Annotated in this window: 18 protein-coding genes; 4 read left to right on the top strand and 14 right to left on the bottom strand. The window is 63.9% G+C overall.

Annotation, left to right across the window (positions count from 1 at the left end):
• The first annotated feature begins 9 nt into the window (after positions 1-9).
• The 3 genes from NKH54_RS24835 (at position 10) to NKH54_RS24825 (ending at position 3,490) form a co-directional block, all read left to right on the top strand.
• Positions 10-585 (top strand): SCO family protein, encoded by a 576-nt coding sequence (locus NKH54_RS24835; protein ID WP_023697009.1) that lies wholly within the window; start codon positions 10-12, stop codon positions 583-585.
• Positions 586-667: 82 nt separating this feature from the next.
• A complete protein-coding gene (locus NKH54_RS24830) occupies positions 668-1,540 on the top strand; it encodes a 50S ribosomal protein L11 methyltransferase (RefSeq protein ID WP_353029217.1) in 873 nt (290 codons plus the stop codon).
• Positions 1,541-1,645: 105 nt separating this feature from the next.
• Positions 1,646-3,490, top strand: a complete 1,845-nt coding sequence (locus NKH54_RS24825; RefSeq protein WP_352797189.1) for an aminopeptidase P family protein — start codon at positions 1,646-1,648, stop codon at positions 3,488-3,490.
• A gap of 155 nt (positions 3,491-3,645) precedes the next feature.
• Here NKH54_RS24825 and NKH54_RS24820 read toward each other — a convergent pair whose 3' ends face one another.
• Positions 3,646-3,942, bottom strand: a complete 297-nt coding sequence (locus NKH54_RS24820; RefSeq protein WP_023741691.1) for an AzlD family protein — start codon at positions 3,940-3,942, stop codon at positions 3,646-3,648.
• Positions 3,939-4,667: an AzlC family ABC transporter permease gene (locus NKH54_RS24815; protein WP_023668289.1), complete on the bottom strand. Its 729-nt coding sequence runs from the start codon at positions 4,665-4,667 to the stop codon at positions 3,939-3,941. Before NKH54_RS24815 ends, NKH54_RS24820 begins: the two co-directional genes overlap by 4 nt.
• 116 nt (positions 4,668-4,783) lie before the next feature.
• Here NKH54_RS24815 and NKH54_RS24810 point away from each other — a divergent pair, with 116 nt between their 5' ends.
• Complete coding sequence (locus NKH54_RS24810) at positions 4,784-5,542, top strand: SDR family NAD(P)-dependent oxidoreductase (RefSeq protein ID WP_023682129.1); 759 nt, start codon at positions 4,784-4,786, stop codon at positions 5,540-5,542.
• A 22-nt stretch (positions 5,543-5,564) separates the two neighbouring features.
• Here NKH54_RS24810 and NKH54_RS24805 read toward each other — a convergent pair whose 3' ends face one another.
• The 12 genes from NKH54_RS24805 to murG form a co-directional block, all read right to left on the bottom strand.
• Positions 5,565-6,257, bottom strand: a complete 693-nt coding sequence (locus NKH54_RS24805; RefSeq protein WP_353029216.1) for a DUF2461 domain-containing protein — start codon at positions 6,255-6,257, stop codon at positions 5,565-5,567.
• Entirely contained in the window at positions 6,257-8,461 is a 2,205-nt protein-coding gene (gene ligA, locus NKH54_RS24800; RefSeq protein ID WP_353029215.1) for an NAD-dependent DNA ligase LigA, read from the bottom strand. Before ligA ends, NKH54_RS24805 begins: the two co-directional genes overlap by 1 nt.
• Before the next feature lie 111 nt (positions 8,462-8,572).
• Positions 8,573-10,246: a DNA repair protein RecN gene (gene recN, locus NKH54_RS24795; protein WP_023817957.1), complete on the bottom strand. Its 1,674-nt coding sequence runs from the start codon at positions 10,244-10,246 to the stop codon at positions 8,573-8,575.
• A gap of 218 nt (positions 10,247-10,464) precedes the next feature.
• Positions 10,465-11,334 carry an outer membrane protein assembly factor BamD gene (locus NKH54_RS24790; protein ID WP_023817956.1) on the bottom strand — a complete coding sequence of 290 codons (870 nt, stop codon included), beginning with the start codon at positions 11,332-11,334 and terminating at the stop codon, positions 10,465-10,467.
• A 263-nt stretch (positions 11,335-11,597) separates the two neighbouring features.
• Positions 11,598-12,545: a UDP-3-O-acyl-N-acetylglucosamine deacetylase gene (lpxC, locus tag NKH54_RS24785; RefSeq protein ID WP_023817955.1), complete on the bottom strand. Its 948-nt coding sequence runs from the start codon at positions 12,543-12,545 to the stop codon at positions 11,598-11,600.
• Between the two features lie 271 nt (positions 12,546-12,816).
• Complete coding sequence (gene ftsZ / locus NKH54_RS24780; protein WP_023705548.1) at positions 12,817-14,475, bottom strand: cell division protein FtsZ; 1,659 nt, start codon at positions 14,473-14,475, stop codon at positions 12,817-12,819.
• Between the two features lie 66 nt (positions 14,476-14,541).
• Entirely contained in the window at positions 14,542-15,849 is a 1,308-nt protein-coding gene (gene ftsA / locus NKH54_RS24775) for a cell division protein FtsA (protein WP_023682133.1), read from the bottom strand.
• Positions 15,846-16,787 carry a cell division protein FtsQ/DivIB gene (locus NKH54_RS24770; protein ID WP_353029214.1) on the bottom strand — a complete coding sequence of 314 codons (942 nt, stop codon included), beginning with the start codon at positions 16,785-16,787 and terminating at the stop codon, positions 15,846-15,848. The genes ftsA and NKH54_RS24770 overlap by 4 nt, the downstream gene beginning before the upstream one ends.
• Positions 16,775-17,701, bottom strand: coding sequence for a D-alanine--D-alanine ligase (locus NKH54_RS24765; protein ID WP_023668279.1), 927 nt, complete (start codon positions 17,699-17,701; stop codon positions 16,775-16,777). Before NKH54_RS24765 ends, NKH54_RS24770 begins: the two co-directional genes overlap by 13 nt.
• A gap of 301 nt (positions 17,702-18,002) precedes the next feature.
• The gene (murB, locus tag NKH54_RS24760; RefSeq protein WP_353029213.1) at positions 18,003-18,968 is read right to left on the bottom strand and encodes a UDP-N-acetylmuramate dehydrogenase; all 966 of its coding nucleotides are present in this window, start codon (positions 18,966-18,968) and stop codon (positions 18,003-18,005) included.
• Entirely contained in the window at positions 18,965-20,371 is a 1,407-nt protein-coding gene (murC, locus tag NKH54_RS24755; RefSeq protein WP_353029212.1) for a UDP-N-acetylmuramate--L-alanine ligase, read from the bottom strand. Before murC ends, murB begins: the two co-directional genes overlap by 4 nt.
• Entirely contained in the window at positions 20,371-21,495 is a 1,125-nt protein-coding gene (gene murG / locus NKH54_RS24750) for an undecaprenyldiphospho-muramoylpentapeptide beta-N-acetylglucosaminyltransferase (protein WP_353029211.1), read from the bottom strand. Before murG ends, murC begins: the two co-directional genes overlap by 1 nt.

Here is a 21,495-nt window from a genome sequence, read left to right as displayed (position 1 = left end):
CAATTCCTGATGATGCGTTCAATTCTGGTCGGCATTCTCGTTCTGATGGCGGCGGGCATCGGCTGGCTCACCTTTGACTTCTATCGCGGCCACTATGGTGGCGAACCGTATGGCGCGCCATTCACGCTGGTCGACCAGAAAGGCGCGCCAATCACCGAAGCCGCCTTCCGGGGAAAACCCAGCATCGTCTTCTTCGGCTTCACCCATTGCCCGGAAGTCTGCCCGACCACTTTGTTCGAAATGGCCGGCTGGCTGAAGACGCTGGGCGACGACGGCAAGAACCTCAACGCCTACTTCGTTACCGTCGATCCAGAGCGCGACACGCCGCCTGTGATGAACACTTACGTCAGCAATTTCTCCGACCGCATCGTCGGCATATCGGGCGATCCCGACAAGGTGCACGCCATGGCGAAGTCCTTCAACATCTACTGGAAGAAGGTCGACACCGGCGACGGCGATTATACGATGGACCACACCGCCTCGGCGCTGCTGCTCAATGCCAAGGGCGAGTTTTCGGGCACCATCGCCTATGGCGAAAGCGCCGATACCGCGATTGCCAAGCTGAAGCGGCTGGCAGCAGGCTAGGCATGATCCCTAAATGTGGAATCCGGTTTTCTCGGACAGAAAAGTGTTGTCCAGAGATCATGCTCAAGCAAGAGACCAACTGATGGGTCAGACCAGGCTCCACTTCATCGCTGGGAAGATCGAGGCCGACCGCATCTTTGCCGCGCTCGAGCCGGCTTTCGAGGATGAAGGCCTGCCGATCGCCGTGCTCGAAGTCGATGAAGACCGCGACATCTATGAGGTTTCGCTCTACACCGACGGCAATGTCGACGCGGTTGAGGCGCGGCTAAAAGACAGCCTTGTGGGACTGTCCCTGTCGAAGCCGATCGAGCGCGAGGTTTTGCCCGACATCGACTGGGTGGCGCGCTCGCTGGAGGGACTGAAGCCGGTGCGCGCCGGACGTTTCTTCGTCCATGGCGCGCATGACCGCCGGAAGCGCCACAGCGGCGAACTCGCCATCGAGATCGAGGCCGGCCTTGCCTTCGGCACCGGCCATCACGGCACCACGGCCGGCTGCCTCGAAATGCTGGAACGGGTCGTGCGCCGCGAACGTCCCAGGAATGCCCTCGACCTCGGCACCGGCAGCGCGGTGCTGGCAATCGCCGTCGCCAAACTGGCGCATATTCCGGTGCTGGCGACCGACATCGATCCGATCGCCGTCAGGGTCGCCGCCGCCAATGCCCGCCTCAACCACGTCAAGGCGCTGGTTGAAACGGTGACGGCGCCCGGCTTCCACCACCCGATCTTCGGCAAGCGCGCGCCTTTCGACCTCATCGTCGCCAACATATTGGCGCGGCCGCTGATGCGGATGGCGCCTGAGATGGCCAGGCACATCAGCCTCGGCGGCTCGATCGTGTTGTCCGGCATCCTCGAGCGCCAATGCAATGCGGTGATCTCGGCCTATGTCGGCCAGAATTTCCGGCATGTCAGGACCTTGCATCGCGAAGGCTGGGTGACGATCCACCTGAAGCACTGAGACGCAACGCGCTTTGGACCAATCCGAGCCTGTTGCGATTGGCGAAAATCGATTCCGGTTTTCCGGGTCATGCGCTACGGTCGCGCCCGATACAGGAGGCATACCATGTTCCAGACCTTCGATTCCGCAGGCGACCCCAGCGTCGGCAAGCCGCGCGTGACGTTGCTGCGGCGATGGCTGGCGGATAATGGCCTCGACGGTTTCCTGGTGCCGCGCGCCGACGAGCACCAGGGCGAGTATGTCGCCGATCGCTCGGCGCGGCTGAAATGGTTGACCGGCTTCAGCGGCTCGGCGGGCGTAGCACTTGTGCAGCGTGACCGCGCCTTCATGTTCGTCGATGGCCGCTATACCTTGCAAGTGCGCCACGAGGTCGATCTCGACATTTTTGCGATCGAGAGTCTCGTCGACAACCCGCCGGCCTCCTGGATCAAGGACAATCTCGGCAAGGGCGCCAGGCTTGGCTTCGACCCGTGGCTGCACACGATCGCTGAGGTCAAGGCGCTGAAAACCTCGGCCGAGCAATCCGGCGCGACGCTGGTGCCGCTCGACAGGAACCCGATCGACATCATCTGGAAGGATCAGCCGGCGCCGCCCGTGGCGCCGGTCGAAATCCACCCGATCGGCTTTGCCGGGGAACTCGCCAAGGACAAGCTGGCGCGGCTGGTGGCGGCAATCGGCAAGGAGGGCGCGACGCACGCCGTGCTCACCGACCCCTCCTCGATCGCCTGGGCCTTCAACATCCGTGGCGGTGACGTGCCGCACACGCCGCTGGCGCTCGGCTTCGCGATCCCTGCCGCCGACGGCAAGCACCAGCTGTTCATGGACCAGCGCAAGTTTTCGCGCACGGTCGCCGCCTATCTCACCCAACTCGCCGATCTGCACGAGCCCGGCGAATTCGAGGCGGCGGTCGTTACCCTTGCCAAGGGCGGCGCCAAGATCGCGCTCGACCCGGTGCTGGCGGCGGAGAAGCTGAGAATGCTGGTCGAGGACAATGGCGGCGCATTTGTTTCAGCGGCCGATCCCGCCCGCATTCCGCGCGCCACCAAGAACCAGGCGGAAATCGCCGGCAGCCGCGCCGCGCACCGCCGAGACGGGGCGGCCGTGGCGAAACTGCTGTGCTGGCTGGAACGGCAAAAGCCGGGCACGCTCGACGAAATAACCGTTGTCACCAAGTTGGAGGAAACGCGCCGGCAGACCGGCGAGGAAACGCAGATGCCGCTGCGCGACGTCTCCTTCGACACCATTTCCGGCGCCGGGCCGAACGGCGCCATCATGCACTACCGCGTGTCGCGCGCCACCAATCGCAAGCTGACAAAGGGCGAGCTGTTCCTGCTCGATTCCGGCGCCCAGTATCAGGACGGCACCACCGACATCACCCGCACGGTGCCGATCGGCCAGCCGACCGAGGAGATGCGCGAGCGCTTCACACTGGTGCTGAAAGGTATGATCGGCATTTCCACGCTGCGCTTTCCCGCCGGCACGCGCGGCTCGGAAATCGACGCGGTGGCGCGCATGGCGCTGTGGAAGCATGGCTGCGACTTTGCCCACGGCACCGGCCACGGCGTCGGCTCGTATCTGGCCGTGCATGAAGGGCCGCAGCGCATCGCCCGCACCGGCACCGAAAAGCTGCTGGCCGGCATGATGCTCTCCAACGAGCCCGGCTATTACAAGGAAGGCTCCTACGGCATCCGCATCGAGAACCTGATCCTGGTGACGCCGGCCGAACAAGTTGAAGGCGGCGACATCGCCATGCACGGTTTCGAGACGCTGACACTGGCGCCGATCGATATCAGGCTGATCCGCACCGACCTGCTGACGCGCGAGGAGTTGCACTGGCTGGATACTTACCATGCCTGGGTGCTGGCCGAGATCGGCCCGATGCTCGACGGCGAGACGCTGGCCTGGCTGGAGAAGGTAACAGCGCCGCTGCCGCACGACGCCAAGATCTGAAATGAGCTTCTTTCTCCCCGTCACTATACGGGGAGGTGAGGAGCGGTCCGCGAAGCGGACGAAAAGCCAATTGCTTGGCTTTTCGAGTGACGAACGCCCGGCAGGGCAATGAGGGGCGGCGCCGACCGTTCGAAACTGATCTGCCGGCAGGCGCCCTATGCCACAAACTGCCGCGCGAGGACCAGCACCACCGCCCCGGCCAGAAACATCGCCATCAGGCCGCCGCGCAGCGAGACCACAGCGGCGACGACCAGCGCCGCCCATTCCGCCGGTCCGGCGCTAAGTGCGGCGGGCGCCACCAGCGTCGTCAACACTGCGGCCGGCACGGCATTCAAACCCGCCTCGACGCGTGGATGGATGTGGTCGAAGCGCGAGATCACCAGATGGCCGCCGACGCGGGTGAGATAGGTGGCGATCGCGCCGGCAATGATGATCCACAAGGTCGCGCTCATCGTTTTGCCTCCACACCGCTATGGTGCGGCGGCAGGATGACGGCCAGAAGCACGCCTGCAACGGCGCCGATGGAGACGTGCCATGGCGATCCCACAGTTTTGTAGGCAATGATCGACGCCGCGGCGCTGGCGATCACCACCGGCAGCCACAGTGGCCGGTTGCGAAAGCCCATGACCAGCCCGAGGAAATAGATCGGCAGCAGGAAGTCGATGCCGAGCGCATGCGTGTCCGGGATCAGCTTGCCGAACACCGCGCCCAGCGCGCTCTCGATCCCCCAGAACACATAGACCGGCAGGCCAAGCCCCATGTACCAGGCAAAGCCAACGGTCTCGCCGGCTTCGGCCTTACGCTCGGCCACCGCGAATTGCGGATCGGTGAGCACGAAATAGCCCAGCGCTTGGCTGATAACCGGCCAGTGCGCGATTCGCCGGCCGATGCTGGCGGAGTAAAGCACGTGACGGAAGTTTACGGCGAAGATCGACAGCACGATCAGCCATGGCGCGACATGCTGGCCGAACAATTCGATGCCGACCATCTGGCTGGCGCCGCCGAAGATCAGCGCGCTCATCAAGAAAGCTTCGAGAACGGAAAAGCCGTTGTCGACGGCGATGGCGCCGAACAGCAGCCCAAATGGCGCCGCGGCGACAACCACCGGCATCGACAGCCGCACGCCGTCCCAGAAGTCGCTGGCCACGGAATTTTCGCTTAAGGTCTCTGCCGACATGTCACATTCCCATCTCGCGCTGCTATGTAGGAGCCGGCGTTTGAAAAGTCAGACGAATTCGCTTGAGCCAACAAATCAGCGAAACTGATGTTGTAAAAACAAATGAGGGGGTTCGGATGATCGCTTATGACTTCACCGGCAGGCACGCGGTCGTCACCGGCGCCGGTGGCGGTATGGGCGAGGCGATCTCGCTGGCGCTGCTCGATGCCGGCGCCTCGGTCACCGCCATCGACGTCAAGCCGCGTCCGGCGTCGCTTGCCGCCTATGACGACCGGCTCACCTTTGCCCAGGGCGACCTCACCGACGCCGCCTTCGTCGAGCAGACCATCAATGCCGCGGGCCGCGAGCGCGGCGGCATCGATTATCTCGCCAATGTCGCAGGCGTGCTCTGGTTCGGTCGCGACAAATCGGCCCTCGAGATGGACCTCGATGTCTGGGATCAGGTCTTCAACATCAATCTGAAATCCTTCGTCCACACCGCGCGGGCGGTGGTTCCGCATATGCGGGCCGGCGGACGCGGCGGCGCCATGGTGCACTTCTCCACCATCCAGTGGTATCGCGGCGATCCGACCCCGCAGGATGCCTACCAGGCATCGAAGGCCGGCGTCTGTGCGCTGTCGAAGTCGCTCGCCATGCAGTTGGCGGGCGATGGCATCCGCTCCAATTCGATCTGCCCGGGAATGGCGTTGACGCCGCTGCAGGCGCGCTGGGACACCGAAGAGAAACGCGCGGCCGTTGCCAATTATGCGCCGCTCGGCCGCATCGGCACGCCGCAGGACATGGCCAATGCCGCGCTATTCCTGCTTTCCGATGCGGCAAGCTACATCACCGGCATCGAACTGGCAGTCGACGGCGGTCTTTTGATGCGGATGTAGCCGTGCAGTGCGCCGGGCTGATTTAGCTCCGCGGTGCCGTGCCCTGGATCGCCCTGCCCCAGTCGAGCAACGGCTTGGCGCGCAATGTGAAATCGACAAGCTCGTCGACCAGCGCTGGCGCGTGGATGCCGGCCGGATCGATCATGTGCTGGACATAGAAGTGCCGGTTGCGGATGGCGTCGACAAGATCGGGTTCGTTGACCTGCTCGAAGCCGCGCGGCGTGCGCTTCATGCGGCCCTCGGTTTCGAGTTCGAAGCCGTTTTTCCTAAGGGTTGAAAGCAGTTTTCGGAACTCGGCCGGCCGGGCGATGATCGCCTTGCGCATCGCCAGCAGCAGGGACGGCTCCGGATTCCACCAGGCGACATCGGCAAAGCAGCGGTCGATCCCGACATAGACGAAGAACACGCCCTGCTCCATCTTGGTGCCGTCCGGCGACAGCATGGCCGACAAATGCTGGTTGTAGGGCCGCTTGTCCTTGGCGAAGCGCACGTCGCGGTTGATGCGAAACAGCGACTTCTTGCGGTCCCCGCGCAAGCCCAGACCCGCCGCCGCGAAGCGCTCGGTCAGCGTCTCGACCAGATCGCAGAACGGCTCATGCAACTCGCTGTCGTAAAGCGCGCGGTTTTCCTGGAACCATTCGCGGCTCTGGTGGAAGTCGAGCGCCTTGAGGAACGGGATGGCTTTTTGCCCGAAACCTTTGAACGAACCGGCCATCACGCCTTGCCGACCCGTTGCAGCCAGGTGTCCTCGTCGATGACTTCGACGCCGAGTTCGCTGGCCTGCTTCAGTTTGGAGCCTGCGCCCGGCCCGGCCACCAGCAGATCGGTCTTCGCCGACACCGAACCCGCCACCTTGGCGCCGAGCCGTTCGGCCATCGCCTTGGCTTCGGAGCGTGTCATCTTTTCCAGCGTGCCGGTGAAGACGATGGTCTTGCCGGCAACCTCGCTGTCGGCCGACACGGTGACGACATACGGCTTCGGCTTGACCTGTTCGAGCAGTCTGTCGAGCACGTCGTCATTGCGTTCATTGCCGAAGAAATCGCGCAACGCATCGATCACCGTGTCGCCAATGCCGTTGATGGAGGGGAAGACGCTGTGCGGATCCTCAGCCGCCGCCGTTTCCTTGCCGACGCGGATCAGCTCCTCGATGGTCGAAAACGTCCGGGCAAGCACGGCCGCCGTCGTTTCGCCGATATGGCGGATGCCGAGTGCGAAGATGAAGCGGTCGAGCTCCGGCTCGCGGCGCGAATCGATGGCCGCGAACAGCTTGTCGAGGCCTTCATAATTGCGGTCCTCGACACCGCGCACATTCTTGCGCGCCTTGCCCGATGCCGCCTCGCGCTGCCTGGCCTGCTCCTCGCGCCGCTCGGCCAGCGCCCTGGTGACGGCCGGGCGGCGATCCCTGAGGGTGAAGATATCGGCGGCGGTCTTGACCAGTCCCGAATTGAAGAACAGGTCGATATTCTCGGCGCCCAGCCCCTCGATGTCGAGCGCGCCGCGCGACACGAAATGACGCAGCCGCTCCACGGCCTGCGCGGCGCAGATCAGCTCGCCGGTGCAGCGCCGGCGCGAATCCTCCTTGCCGGTCTTCTCGTTGATTTCGCGCGTCGCCGGCGAGCCGCAGACCGGACAAATGTGCGGGAATTCGTAAGGCACCGCATCAGCCGGCCGCTTGTCGACGACGACGCTGACGATCTGCGGAATGACATCGCCCGCCCGTTGTATGACAACCGTGTCACCGATGCGGACATCGATGCCGTCGCGAATCGGCAAGCCGTTGCTGTCAAAACCCTTGATGTAGTCCTCATTGTGCAGCGTGACGTTTTCGACCACCACGCCGCCGACCGTGACCGGCGCTAGCCGCGCCACCGGCGCCAGCGTACCGGTACGGCCGACCTGGATGTCGATCTTCTGCACCGTCGTCATCGCCTGTTCGGCCGGGAATTTATGCGCAACCGCCCAGCGCGGCTCGCCGGTGACAAAGCCCCAGCGACGCTGCAATTCCAGCTGGTCGACCTTGTAGACGACACCGTCGATGTCGTAGCCGAGCGACGAACGCAGCTCCTCGATCTTGTGGTAGTGCGCGATCAGCTCCTCGACAGACTTCGCCCGCACCATCAATGGGCTGACCTTGAACCCCCATTCGGCGAATTTCTGCACCGAATCATATTGGGTCGGCGCCGGATCCGCTGTCGTATAGCCCCAGGCATAGGCAAAAAATTTAAGATTGCGGCTGGCGGTGACGGACGCATCCTTCTGTCGCAAGGAGCCCGCTGCCGTATTGCGCGGATTGACATAGTCCTGGCCGCCCACCGCCGCCGAGCGGGCCCTCAGTGCCTCGAATTCCGCATAGGTCATGTAGACCTCGCCGCGGATCTCGATGGTCTCGGGCCAGCCCGATCCTTTCAGCTTGGCGGGGATGTCGGCGATGGTCCTGAGATTGGCGGTGATGTCCTCGCCTACAGTGCCGTCGCCGCGCGTAGCACCCTGCACGAACACACCGCGTTCATAGCGCAGCGACGCCGACAGGCCGTCGATCTTCGGCTCGGCCGTAAACGCGATGTCGAGGTCCTTGTCGCGGTCGAAGAAGCGCCGGCCACGCTCGATGAAATCGGTGACGTCCTCGTCTGTGTAGGCCTTGGCGAGGCTGAGCATCGGCACCGCATGGCGCACCTTGGCAAAGCCTTCCGCCGGCGCGGCGCCGACCCGCAGCGAGGGAGAATCCTCGCGCACCAGACCGGGAAAGCGCTCCTCGATGGCAAGATTGCGCCGCCGCAGCGCGTCATATTCTGCGTCCGTAATCGTCGGCGCGTCCTCGGCATGATAGCGCCGGTCATGACCGGCGATCTCCTCGGCCAGCCGCTGGAGCTCATCCGCGGCTTCGCTTTCGCTCAACGATTCGACTGGTTTTTCAGACATGCAGCGGTCCCTGGACAGTGGCGAGGCACCATAAATCAGGATTTCGGAAAAAGCATTCCTGAACAGCGGGATGGAGCCATATCCTGACTCAGTCCGAAAGCCTTGCGACGACTACGCTGCAGCAATATTCTCGCGCAGCAGCCGTTCCGCGGCTGCGCGCGCCTCGTCGGTGATGGTAGCGCCGGCCAACATGCGCGCGATCTCTTCCTGGCGCGCCGCCCGGTCCATTTCGGCGATGCCGGTGGCGACCTTGTCCGAGCCGCCGGATTTGGAGATCAGGAAATGCGTCGCAGCACGTGCCGCCACTTGCGGAGCATGCGTGACCGACAGCACCTGCACGCGCTTCGACAGCCTGGCCAGCCTTTGGCCGATCGCATCGGCCACGGCGCCGCCGACGCCGGTGTCGATCTCGTCGAAGACCAATGTCGGCGCCGAGCCACGGTCGGCCAGCGCCACCTTGAGCGCCAGCAGGAAGCGCGACAGCTCGCCGCCGGAGGCGACCTTCATCATCGGCCCAGGCCTGGTGCCGGGATTGGTGCGCACCCAGAACTCGACCTGGTCGATGCCTTCTTCCATGCGGTTCTCGCCATCGCTGGCCAGTTCGACGATGAACTCAGCCCGTTCCAGCTTCAGCGCCGGCAATTCGGCCATCACAGCCTTGGTCAGGCCGACCGCGGCCGCATGGCGAAGGGCGGAGAGCTGGGCTGCGGAAATATCGTAGGCTTCGCGCGCCGCTGAGGCCTGCTTTTCCAGGACATGCAGGCGCCCCTCGCCGGCATCAAGATCGGCGAGATCGGCGCACATGGTGTCGCGCAGTTGCGCCAGATCGTCAACGGCCACACTGTGCTTACGTGAGGCCGCACGCAGCGAAAACAGCCGCTCCTCCGCCTTCTCCAGCCTCTGCGGGTCGTATTCGGTGGCGCGCAGTGCCGCCTCGACGCCCGATTGCGCTGCATCCAGTGACAGCATCGCCTCGTCCAGCGACTTCACCACATCCTCGAGCAGTCCCGGCGCTTCGCTGGCCTTGCGCTGCAGGCGCCTCAGCAGGCTGGCCAGTTGCGGCAGCGGCGAGGACGGGCCTGACAGCACATCCTGTGCATCGTGTATTTCCGAGGCGATCTTTTCCGCCCGCATCATCGTTGCACGCAATTCCGCCAGCTGCGTCTCTTCGCCGGGCTGCGGATCGAGCTTTGCTAGTTCCGCCACCGAGGCCCTGAGATAATCGGCCTCGCGCGCCGCCGCCTCGACCTTGGCGCGGTGCCTGACGAACTCCTGCTCGGCGCCACGCCAGTAGCGCCACGCCTCGCCGGTCGCGCGGGCAGCGCCCAGATGGCCGCCAAAACTGTCCAGCAATTCGCGATGCGCGCCGGGGTCGACCAGAGCCCGCTCGTCATGCTGGCCGTGGATCTCGACCAACGCATGGCCGATGTCGCGCATCAGCGTGACGCTGGACGGCTGGTCGTTGACGAAGACGCGGGTGCGGCCATCCGCGGTCTGCAGCCGGCGCAGGATGATGTCGCCGTCATCCTCGATGGCGTTTTCGGCCAGCAGCGCGCGCACCGGGTGGTTGCGCGGCACATCGAAGACGGCAATGACCTGGCCTTGGGCCGCGCCGTGGCGCACCAGCGAGGCGTCGCCGCGCGCACCAAGCGCCAGCGACAGCGCGTCGAGAAGGATGGATTTGCCGGCGCCGGTTTCACCGGTCAGCACGGAAAGGCCGGGCTGGAAGTCGATATCCAGCTTCTCGATCAGGACGATATCGCGGATCGACAGTCTGGAAAGCATCAGAACCCGGACCTCAAGCAATTCCAGGAAAAGTGCGTAGCGGTTTTCCGTCCGGAATTGCGTACAACAAAAAGTTAGGACGGTTCAGCGCCTCATTCAAACCACTGAACCGTTGTGAAGCGGCATGCGACCGATGGAGTCGCAGCGCCGCACTATCTTTTTGTTTGAGCGTCGGATCAATCCGAAAAGCGCGTTCCGCCTCAGTCGATGCTCGGGCGTCAGGCGCCGGTGATCAGCTTGCCGGCCTTGGATATCCACGATCCGGCATTCTCGCGCGGCTCAAGCCCGTTGCTCTGCAACAGCTTGTAGGTATCCTTGTACCATTGGCTGTCGGGATAGTTGGTGCCGAGCACCGCAGCGGCGGTTTGCGCTTCCGAGGTCAAGCCCATCGCGTAGTAGCTTTCGGCCAGACGCGCCAGCGCCTCTTCGACATGGCGGGTGTTGGAATAGTTCTCGACCACGTTGCGGAAGCGCTTGACGGCAGCAATGTATTCGCGCCGCTCGAGATAATAGCGGCCGATCTGCATCTCTTTGCCGGCCAGCTGGTCGTTGGCGAAACGGATCTTTTCCTTGGCGTCGTCGACATATTCCGACGTCGGCCAGCGCGTCACCAGATCCTGCATCGTCTGCACGGTCTGGCGTGCTTCCTTCTGATCCTGGGTGACGTCCTTGATCTGCTTGTAGTAGCTCAGCCCGATAATATACTGGGCGTAAGCCGCGTCGTCGGTCGACGGATAAAGCGTCAGATAGCGCTTGGCCGAGCCGATTGCTTCGTCATAACGGCCAGCGCGATAGTCGGCGAAGGCGCCCATCACCATCGATTTGCGGGCGAATTCCGAATAGGGGTGCTGGCGGTCGACGGCGTCGAACTTCTTGCTCGCCTCATCCAGGCGGCCGGCATTGAGATTGGCAAGGCCTTGATTGTAAAGGACGTCGGCCGGTTCGGTCTGGTCGACATAGGTCGACAGGTCGACGTCTTTCTCGGACGACATGCAGGCCGAGAGGAAGAGCGTTGGCACAACCACCGAAAGCGCCAGGAAAACAGCCCGATACGGCGCTTTCGATTGACCAACTCGCTTGAAGAACATGATTGGATTGCGCCCTTTCGGCGTTAGTTCAATGCCTTTCGCATGGCGTTCCCTCAAAACTGATCCCCACTTTTGAGCGACATGCGCCTAACAGACGGCAGCAGCCATAAACCATAACTGCCTTGCCCAGCAACGCTATGTCTAGCCAATCGCACATTTTTGTGGCGGCTTGGTGTTGCCCCGAATGCTATGCACTTTCACCGGCCAGTGATGCATCCGTGCAACACCGGCCCGCGTTTAGAAAGCCAGAAAATCGTTAAGAATCAGATCACCCAGGGCGCAAAGACAGGCCCGGTGACGGCGCTCATCTCGGCGGTGCGGCCGCGCTCGCGCCGCGTGGTCTCGACGACCTCAAAGGCCGAACGGTCGGACAGAAGCCGCCGCAAAGCAGCCGCATTCATCCGGTGACCGCCGCGATAGGAGCGGAAGCAACCGATGAAACGGGCGCCGGCCAGCGCCAGGTCGCCCATGGCGTCCATCGTCTTGTGGCGAGCGAACTCATTGGGATAGCGCAGGCCGCCCATGTTGATCACCCGGTTGTCGTCGCCGATCACCAGCGAGTTCTCCAGCGAGGAGCCGAGCGCATACCCCGCCGCCCACAGCCGCTCGACATCCTTCATGAAGCCGAAGGTGCGGGCGCGCGCGATATCCTGCCGAAAGATGTCGGGGTTGATGTCGGAGGCGAATAGCTGGCGGCCGATCGCCGGGCTTTCGAAATCGATCTCGACCTCGAAGCGCGTGCCGCTATAGGGCCTGAACTCGGCCCAGGACGCGCCATTCTCGATGCGGACGGGCTTGACCACCCTGATGTAGCGGCGCTTGACCGCCAGCGTCTCGATGCCGGCCTGGTCGATTGCTTCCACGAACACCACCGCACTGCCATCGAGGATCGGAACCTCATGACCGTCGATCTCGATGACGATGTTGTCGATGCCGAGCCCGAAAAGCGTCGCCATCAGATGTTCGACGGTGGCGATATGCTCGCCTGCCGGATCGCCGAGCATGGTGCAGAGATCGGTCGCGCCGACTTCGGCAACCAGCGCGCGGAACTCGCGGCTCTCGCTTCCGTTCGAAAGGTGGAAGAGCACGCCGGTGTCGGCGTCCGCTGGAAGGAAATTGACGGTGACCGGTTTGCCGCTGTGAACGCCGGTACCGGTCAGCGTTGCACGCGATTTCAGTGTCGTCTGATAGTCTTGCAAGACAAACCCCATAGCCCAAACGCCTAAGTCCGCTTTAACCCAAAAGGCGCGGCTCTTTTTTATCGGCAGGCAGGGCCACTTCCCCGAATCCCAGCACACCGAAAGTGCTGCGGCAAAGATAATGGTCCGTCAGGGAGACTCCAAATCACGGTTTCTTACTCTGTGTAACCGCGACAGACCTTGAGCGTCACACCGTAACGCCTTGTTATTAAACCACTTTGAACGTTAACAGGCAGACAATCTCTCGTCTGCCTGTTAACAAGTGTTACATACCGTTAACGGCTCAGTTGGCCTGGCGGCGCAGGAAAGCCGGTATCTCCAGCTGGTCGTCTTCCTGGGTCGACCTGGTCTGCGGCGTCAACCGGCCCTGATCGTCGAGCTGGCCGCGGCGCGGCGCGTAAAGCTGCGGATCCTGGCTGGCAAGGCGGCGCATTTCCGGCGCCGCCTGGCGCAGCTTCGGTTCGCGCGGCTGTGCCGGCTGCAACCGGGCCGGCTCTTCTTCGCGGCGCGTCAGTCCGTTGGTCAGCCGCTTGAGCAGCCCCATCGGCCCGCTGTTTTCATGGTCGGCCGGACGGCCCTTGGCTTCCACCTCGGCCCGCACCACCGGCGGAAAATCCTCCACCCGCGGCATGCGCTGCGGTGCGGCAGCCACCGGCTGCGGCATTTCCCGCATCGGCGCCGGTTGCATCACCTGCTGCACGACAGGCTGCGGCTGGGCAGGCGGGGCCTGGAAGATCTTGCTCTGCGGGCGGAAATCTTCCGCCTGGGCCATCGGCGCCGGACGAGCCATTGCCGCCGCATTGGCCTCGGCAAGCTGGATCGCCTCGGCCACCGGATCGGCCGCGCGCTGCTCATAGGTCTGCTGCTGGACCGGTGCCGGACGGCCTTCCGCCCCCGGAGCCGCAGGGCGGCTGACCGGCTTCTGCTGCGGCGGCACGGCCCGGATCGATATCGGCGCCGCGGCAATTTCAGCTGCCGATTTGTCGATGCCGGTGGCGACCACCGAGACGCGGATGACGCCTTCGAGTTCCTCGTCGAAGGTGGCGCCGAGGATGATGTTGGCGTCCTGATCGACTTCCTCGCGGATGCGGGTCGCGGCCTCGTCGACTTCGAACAGGGTTAGGTCGCGGCCGCCGGTGATCGAGATCAGCAGGCCCTTGGCGCCCCTCATCGAGGTCTCGTCGAGCAACGGATTGGCGATCGCCGCCTCGGCGGCGGCCATCGCGCGGCCCTCGCCCGAAGCTTCGCCGGTGCCCATCATCGCCTTGCCCATTTCGCGCATCACCGAACGCACGTCGGCGAAGTCGAGATTGATCAGACCTTCCTTGACCATCAGGTCGGTGATGCAGGCAACACCGGAGTAGAGCACCTGGTCGGCCATGGCGAAGGCGTCGGCAAAGGTGGTCTTGTCATTGGCCAGCCGGAACAGGTTCTGGTTGGGGATGACGATCAGGGTATCGACACATTTCTGCAGCTCCTCGATGCCGAGATCCGCCGTCTTCATGCGGCGCTGGCCTTCGAAATGGAACGGCTTGGTGACGACGCCGACGGTGAGGATACCCCGTTCGCGCGCCGCGCGGGCAACCACGGGAGCCGCACCGGTTCCGGTGCCGCCCCCCATACCGGCGGTGACGAAGCACATATGGGTGTTGGAGAGATGATCGATGATCTCATCGATGCACTCTTCCGCCGCCGCACGGCCCACTTCAGGCTGCGAGCCGGCGCCGAGCCCCTCGGTGACATGCGCGCCGAGCTGGATCAGCCGCTCGGCCTTCGACATGGTCAGCGCCTGTGCATCGGTGTTGGCCACGACGAACTCGACACCGCGCAAGCCCGCGGTGATCATGTTGTTGACGGCATTGCCGCCGCCGCCGCCGACACCGAATACGGTGATCCGCGGCTTGAGCTCGGTGATGTCCGGCTTTTGCAGATTGATCGTCATTGTCTCCGTCCTTTGCCTTTCCCGCCGCTTCGCCGCCGCGGCCGCCTATGGGGCTGTCCCCGTCAATTAGAAACTGTCTCTCAACCACTGACTCATGCGATGCAGTTTTCCGCCCGTCCCGGTCATCCTGAGACCGGAAATTCCTTTCGCCGGATGGCTCTCGAAGCTCGCCATCTGCGGATAGATCAGCAGCCCGACCGCCGTCGAGAAAGCCGGCCCCTTGGCAGCTTCCGGCAGGCCCGCCACGCCGAGCGGGCGTCCGATGCGCACATTGCGTCCCAGAATGCGGCGCGCCGCCTCGGGGAGACCCGCAAGCTGGCTGGCGCCGCCGGTCAGCACGACGCGTTTTCCCACGGCATTGCCGTAGCCCGACTTGTTCAGCCGGTCGCGCAACAGTTCCAGCGTCTCGTCGATGCGGGCGCGGATGACGCGCGTCATCACCGAGCGCGGGATCTGCAGCGGCATCTCGCCGTCTTCGCCGATCGGCTGGATCGAGACCAGGTCGCGATCGTCGGCACTGCCAGGCAGCGCCGAACCATGCATCACCTTCAGCCGCTCCGCGGCGTCGAGCGAGGTCGACAGGCCCTTGGCCATATCGAGCGTCACATGATTGCCGCCGATGGCAATGGCATCGGCGTGGACGAATTTGCCTTCCGAAAACACCGAGATGGTCGTCGTGCCGCCGCCCATGTCGATGCAGGCCGCACCCATTTCCAGTTCGTCGTCGACCAGGGCCGCAAGCCCGCTGGCATAGGGCGTCGCCACCATGCGCTCGACCGACAGATGCGAGCGGTTGATGCAGAGCTCCAGATTGCGCAGCGGTGCGGCATCGCCCGTCAGCACATGCATGTCGACGCCGAGCTGGTCGCCGACCATGCCGCGCGGATCGCGCACGCCGCGCTCGGAGTCCAGCGAAAAGCCGACGGGCAGCGAATGGATCACGTCGCGTTCGGCCTTGAGCGCCTGCTTGGCGCCGGCGGCAAGCACGCGCTTGATGTCGGCTTCGTCGGCCTGATGGCCACCGAGATTGATCGTGGCCGAATAGGTTTCGCTCTTCAGCCGGCCCGCCGTCATGTTGACGATCAGCGAATCCACCGTCAGTCCCGCCATGCGTTCGGCGGCGTCGACGGACAGGCGAATGGCGTGCTCCGCACGGTCGAGATCGACGACCACGCCCGACTTCACGCCTTGCGATTTCTGGTGGCCGATGCCGATTACCTGGATGCGGTGCGAGCGGCCGCGCAACAGCTTGCCGTCCTCGCGCGGCTTCAGTTTCGCCACCACGCAGCAAACCTTGCTCGAGCCGACATCCAGCACGGTGAGCGTGCCGGAACGCCGCGAAGAGGCATCGCTGTTGCCGCCAAGCCAGCTCATATCTTCGTCCCCGACTTGCGCTTCAGACTTTGCGGCTTTTCATTGAGCGCGGCCTGGCGCTGCGTCGCCGCTTCCGGCGTCAGCTGCACCACCAGGCGATCGGAGATGCGCATGTCGACGGCGGCGATGTCCCGCGTCAGAAGCCCGTTGTCGTGGTCCATCCGAACCAGGTCGGCAATCGCCTGATCCTCGCCATCCTCGGGCAGCTTGATCGTGATGCCGTTTTCCAGCTTCAGGTCCCAACGCCGTTCGCCGATGCGGATATAGCCTTTGACCCGAGCCGCGAGCTCGGGAAATTTCTTGATCTTGGCCACGAAGTCGGGCGCCTTGGCCGGTGCGCCGGTGCCGATGATCAGCGGCAGCAGCGCCTGCTTGCCGCCGGAGAACGGCGCGATCACCGCGCCGGAGCGTTCGATGACCGAAAGCTCCGCGCCCTGCTGCCAGAGCGCGAAGGGCTCGCGCTCCTCGACACGCACTTCCAGCGTATGTGGATAGACCTTGCGCACCGCCGCCACTTCGACCCAGGGCAAGGTATCAATACGTTCACGCGCGGCCTCGGCATCGAAGCCGATCAGTGACGTCCAGCCGTCGAGCTCGAGCCGGTCCAGTATGTCGATCTCCGAAGTCTGGCGGTTGCCGACCACCTTGATCTGGTCGACGGCAAAGCCGGTCCGGGCGGTGATGCTCTGGACGATGTCGTCGGCATGACCGCCGAGAATGGCGCCATAGAGGCTGCTTGATGCAATGAGCGAAGCCGACAGGATGGCCGCGGAAAAGCGCGGCGCGACGAAGTCGCCGCCGCCCAGGCGCGCCAGCACGCGCACCGGCCGGCGCAGCACGCGCGGCAGCACGAAATGGTCGAACGACAACGGCATGCCGAACAGCGCCGGCCCGGCGCCGCCCCTGCCCTTGTCCTGTCCCCATTTCAACGCAGACACGAAGCGTCCTCCACCATCCAACTCAACAATTCGCCAAACGAGTGCCCGGCCTGGGCGGCGATTTCAGGCACCAAAGACGTCGGCGTCATGCCCGGCTGAGTGTTGATCTCGAGCCAGACAATCTCGCCGTTTTCGGAGTGACGGTCGTCATAGCGGAAGTCCGATCGGGAAACGCCCCGGCAGCCGATAGCCAGATGTGCCTTGAGCGCCAGTGTCTGTATTTTTTGGTAAATATTTGATGAAATTTTAGCAGGGATTTCGTGTTTTGATCCGCCGGCGACGTATTTTGAATCATAGTCGTAGAAGGAATGGCCGGTCGGAATGATCTCGCAGACGCCGAGCGCCACGTCGCCCATGACGGCGCAGGTCAGCTCGCGCCCATGGATGTAGCGCTCGACCATGACGGTCTCGCCATATTTCCATTCGGACGAGCCGATGACCTGCGGCGGATGCGACTGCCCTTCATGCACGATGACGACGCCGAAGCTTGAGCCTTCATTGACCGGCTTGACCACGTAGGGCGGCTTCATCGGATGCTTGTTCTGGATGGCAAAGCGGCTGGCAACCTTCGATTCCGCCACCGCGATGCCGGCAGCCTTGGCGACCTTCTTGGCTTGCTCCTTGTTCATGGCGAGCGCCGAGGCGAGCACGCCCGAATGGGTGTAGGGAATGGCCAGATATTCGAGGATGCCCTGGATGGTGCCGTCTTCACCGAACGGGCCGTGCAGTGCGTTGAAGACGACATCGGGCTTGAGTTCGGTGAGCACGGCGCCGACATCGCGCGCAACATCGACGCGGGTAACCTGGTAGCCTTCATTCTCAAGCGCATCCGCACACGCCTTTCCCGAAGACAGAGACACGGGCCGCTCGGACGAGAATCCGCCCAGGAGGACAGCCACATGCTTGTTCTTCATATCCCGTCATCCCTCTCACGGCGGGCCCGCAACCACGCATTCAGCGACCAGATTGAGTCCGAGTCTCCCGGCAGGTTGCCCCCCAGACGGAAAACGCGGTCGACGCGTCGAACGACTCAAATCAGGAAACGCTTTAAGGCAGAGAATCAGAGAGTTGATTCGCTGGCAAGTGCTTATGATTCCGACAGATTCACTTTCCGCGAAAACGGCCGGAAAAAGCGTGTTGTGAGTCTTTGGAGCAACGGTGGCGCTGTTGTTTCAGACCTTTGAAGTTCAAGCATCACATGAACTTCAGCTTGCGCTAAAGAAGCTGTCCGAGGAATTCCTGCACGGCATGGCCGGGGCGGAAATTGCCGAGGCGCTTGATTTCCCACTGCAGGCGGATGCCCGATTTTTCAAGCACGCGAGCGCGCACCGTCTCGCCGAGATATTCGAGATCGTAACCGGTCGCTGTTCCGGTGTTGATCATGAAGTTGCAGTGCATCGGCGACATCTGCGCGCCGCCGATCAACAAACCGCGGCAGCCCGCCTTGTCGATTTCCTTCCAGGCCGAGGTGCCTTCCGGATTCTTGAAGGTTGAGCCGCCGGTCTTCTCGCGGATCGGCTGCACCGTCTCGCGATGCGTCTGGACGGCGTCCATGGCCGCCTTGATCGCCTCCGGGTCTTCCAGAACACCTTCGAAAACGGCGGAGGTGAAGATCAGCCCGGCAGGTGCGGCCGAGTGACGATAGGCATAGCCCATGTCGTCATTGCTGAGGGTGTGGAGATTGCCCTTGCGGTCGAGCGCCCGCACCTCGACGACACGTTCCCGCGTCTCGACGCCATTGGCGCCGGCATTCATCCTCAGCGCCCCGCCGATGGCGCCGGGAATGCCGTGATAGAAATGAAAGCCGCCAATGCCGGCCTCATAAGCGACGGCCGCGACGCGCTTGTCGGGCGTCGCAGCACCGGCCTTGATGACGGTCGGCGAAACCACCTCGGCCTCGCCAAAACCCTTGGCCGAAAGCCGGATGACGAAACCCGGAATGCCGCCGTCGCGCACCAGGAGGTTGGAGCCGACACCGACGATGGTGAGCGGGATGTCCTCCGGCACGGCGCGCAGGAAGGCAGCCAGATCCTCCTCGTCGGCCGGCTGGAACAGGGCGTCCGCCAGACCGCCGGCGCGGAACCATGTGACCTTGTCCATCTCGGCATTGGGCGTGATGCGGCCGCGCAGGCCGGCAAGCCGGTCGCCAAGTTTGTCGAGCAGGTCCTGGCCGCGCATCATGAGACGGTACCGCCGAGTTCCCCAGGCAGCGCATAGGCCCATTGGGTGATGTTCCCGGCGCCCAGGAAGATGACGAAGTCGCCCGGTTTCGCCAACGCGCGGATGACGGGCGAAATCGCGGCAGGGGTTTCGACGTAGCGCGCATCGCGATGGCCCCCGGAGCGGATGCGCGACACCAGCGCCTCCGAGGTCACGCCGTCGATCGGCTCCTCGCCCGCCGCATAGACCGGCGCCACCATCACGGTGTCGGCATCGTTGAAACAGACCGAAAATTCGTCGAACAGATCATGCAGCCGGGTGAAGCGGTGCGGCTGCGCAATGGCGATGACGCGGCCCTTGGTGGCGCTGCGCGCCGCTTTCAGCACCGCCGTGATCTCGACCGGGTGGTGGCCGTAATCGTCGAAGATGTCGACGCCGTTCCACGAGCCGGTGTGGGTGAAGCGCCGCTTGACGCCGGCAAAGGACGACAGCCCTTTCTTGATCGCTTCGGCCGACAGGCCGAGTTCATGCGCGACCGCGATTGCGGCGGTGGCGTTGGAGACGTTGTGGCGGCCGGGCATCGGCAGCCGCAGATCAGATATCGTCGTCTGGCCGCCGGTCTTGCGGTCGCGGATCACCACGTCGAATGCCGAGACGGCACCGGCCATGCGGTGGTTGGTGAAACGCACATCGGCCTGCGCGTTCTCGCCATAGGTGATGACGCGGCGGTCCTCTATGCGGCTGACCAGCGCCTGTACTTCCGGATGGTCGGTGCACATCACGCCAAAGCCGTAGAACGGCACGTTCTCGACGAACTGGCGAAACGCCTCGCGCACCTTGTCGAAACTGCCATAATGGTCGAGATGCTCGGGATCGATGTTGGTGACGACGGTGATTTCGGCCGGCAATTTGAGGAAGGTGCCGTCGCTTTCGTCGGCTTCGACCACCATCCACTCGCCATCGCCCATACGGGCATTGGTGCCATAGGCATTGATGATGCCGCCATTGATCACCGTCGGGTCGAGCCCGCCGGCATCGAGCAGCGTCGCCACCATCGACGTGGTTGTTGTCTTGCCATGCGTGCCACCGATCGCAACCGCCTGGCGGAAGCGCATCAGTTCGGCCAGCATTTCGGCGCGGCGGACAATCGGGAGCAACTTCTCCCGCGCGGCCTTCAGCTCGGGATTGGACTTCTTGATCGCGGTGGAGACGACCACCACTTCGGCGGCGCCGATATTCTCGGCCTTGTGGCCGACAAAGCATTCGATGCCCTTGTCGCGCAGCCGCTGGACATTGGCGCTGTCGGCCTGGTCCGAACCCTGCACCTTGTAGCCGAGATTGTGCAGAACCTCGGCGATGCCGCTCATGCCGATGCCGCCAATGCCGATGAAATGCACAAGGCCGATGGTCTGCGGCATCTTCATCAATGCGTCCCTTTCCTGAAATCCGAAACGGTTTTTCTGGACGCAATAGCCTCTGTGAGATCAGCGAGCAACCGTGCCGCGTTCGGCCGGCCAGCCGACTTCGCTCCGGCAGCCATGGCCGTCAGCCGCTCGGGAGTGTCCATCAGCCCGCCAATGAGAGCCGCGATGCGCTCCGGCGACAGTGACGATTGCGGATGCACCTCGCCGCCGCCCGCCGCGGCAAGGGCGGCTGCGTTCGCCGCCTGATCGTGATCCAGCGCATAGGGATAAGGCACCAGCAGCGCCGGCCGGCCGATGACGGCGATCTCCGAAACCGTCGAGGCGCCGGAGCGCGAGATCACCAGATGCGCCGCGCCCATGCGCTGTGCCATATCGGTGAAGAAGGGCGAGACCTCGACATGGACGCCGAGTGCCGCATAGCCAGCCTTCACCCGCGCCACGTCGTCGGCGCGGGCCTGCTGGGTGATCACCAGCCGCTTGCGCTGCGCCTCCGGCAGAAGTGCGATCGCCGCCGGCATGGCATCGGAAAAGAACTGCGCGCCCTGGCTGCCGCCGAACACCAGGAGCCTGAACGGATCCGCCCCTTGGGATTCCTTATAGGGCGTCTTTGCCGCCTCCAGGATTGGCGGCCTGACCGGATTGCCGGTCGTCACAGTCTTGGCGCCTGTGGCACTTTCATCTTGCGGCAGGAAGCCCCCGGCAATCGCATCGACACGCCCGGACAGCGCCCGGTTGGCGCGGCCCATGACCGCGTTCTGCTCATGGATCAGCGTCGGCAGCTTGCGCCGCGTCGCGGCATAGAGCGGTGGCAAGGTCGGATAACCGCCAAAGCCGACGACCGCATCAGGCTTGATCCTGGCGATGACGGCGGAGGCCTGGCGCACGCCGCGCCAGATCTTCCAGAACGCTCCGAGCAGAGCGGCGGGGTTTTTCGAGCCCATCGTCGCCGACTGGATCGGATGGATGGCGGCGGCCGGGAAATGGCCGGCAAAGCGCTCGGCGCGGTCGTCCGTCGCCAGATGCACGCCCCAGCCGCGCTCGATCAGTTCATGCGCCAGCGCCTCGGCCGGAAACAGATGTCCGCCGGTTCCGCCAGCCGCGAGAAGGATGACACCCCGCGCCAT

The organism is Mesorhizobium sp. M1004, from assembly GCF_040318795.1.
GTDB lineage: Bacteria > Pseudomonadota > Alphaproteobacteria > Rhizobiales > Rhizobiaceae > Mesorhizobium.
This window is presented reverse-complemented; position numbering and strand designations above follow the sequence as displayed.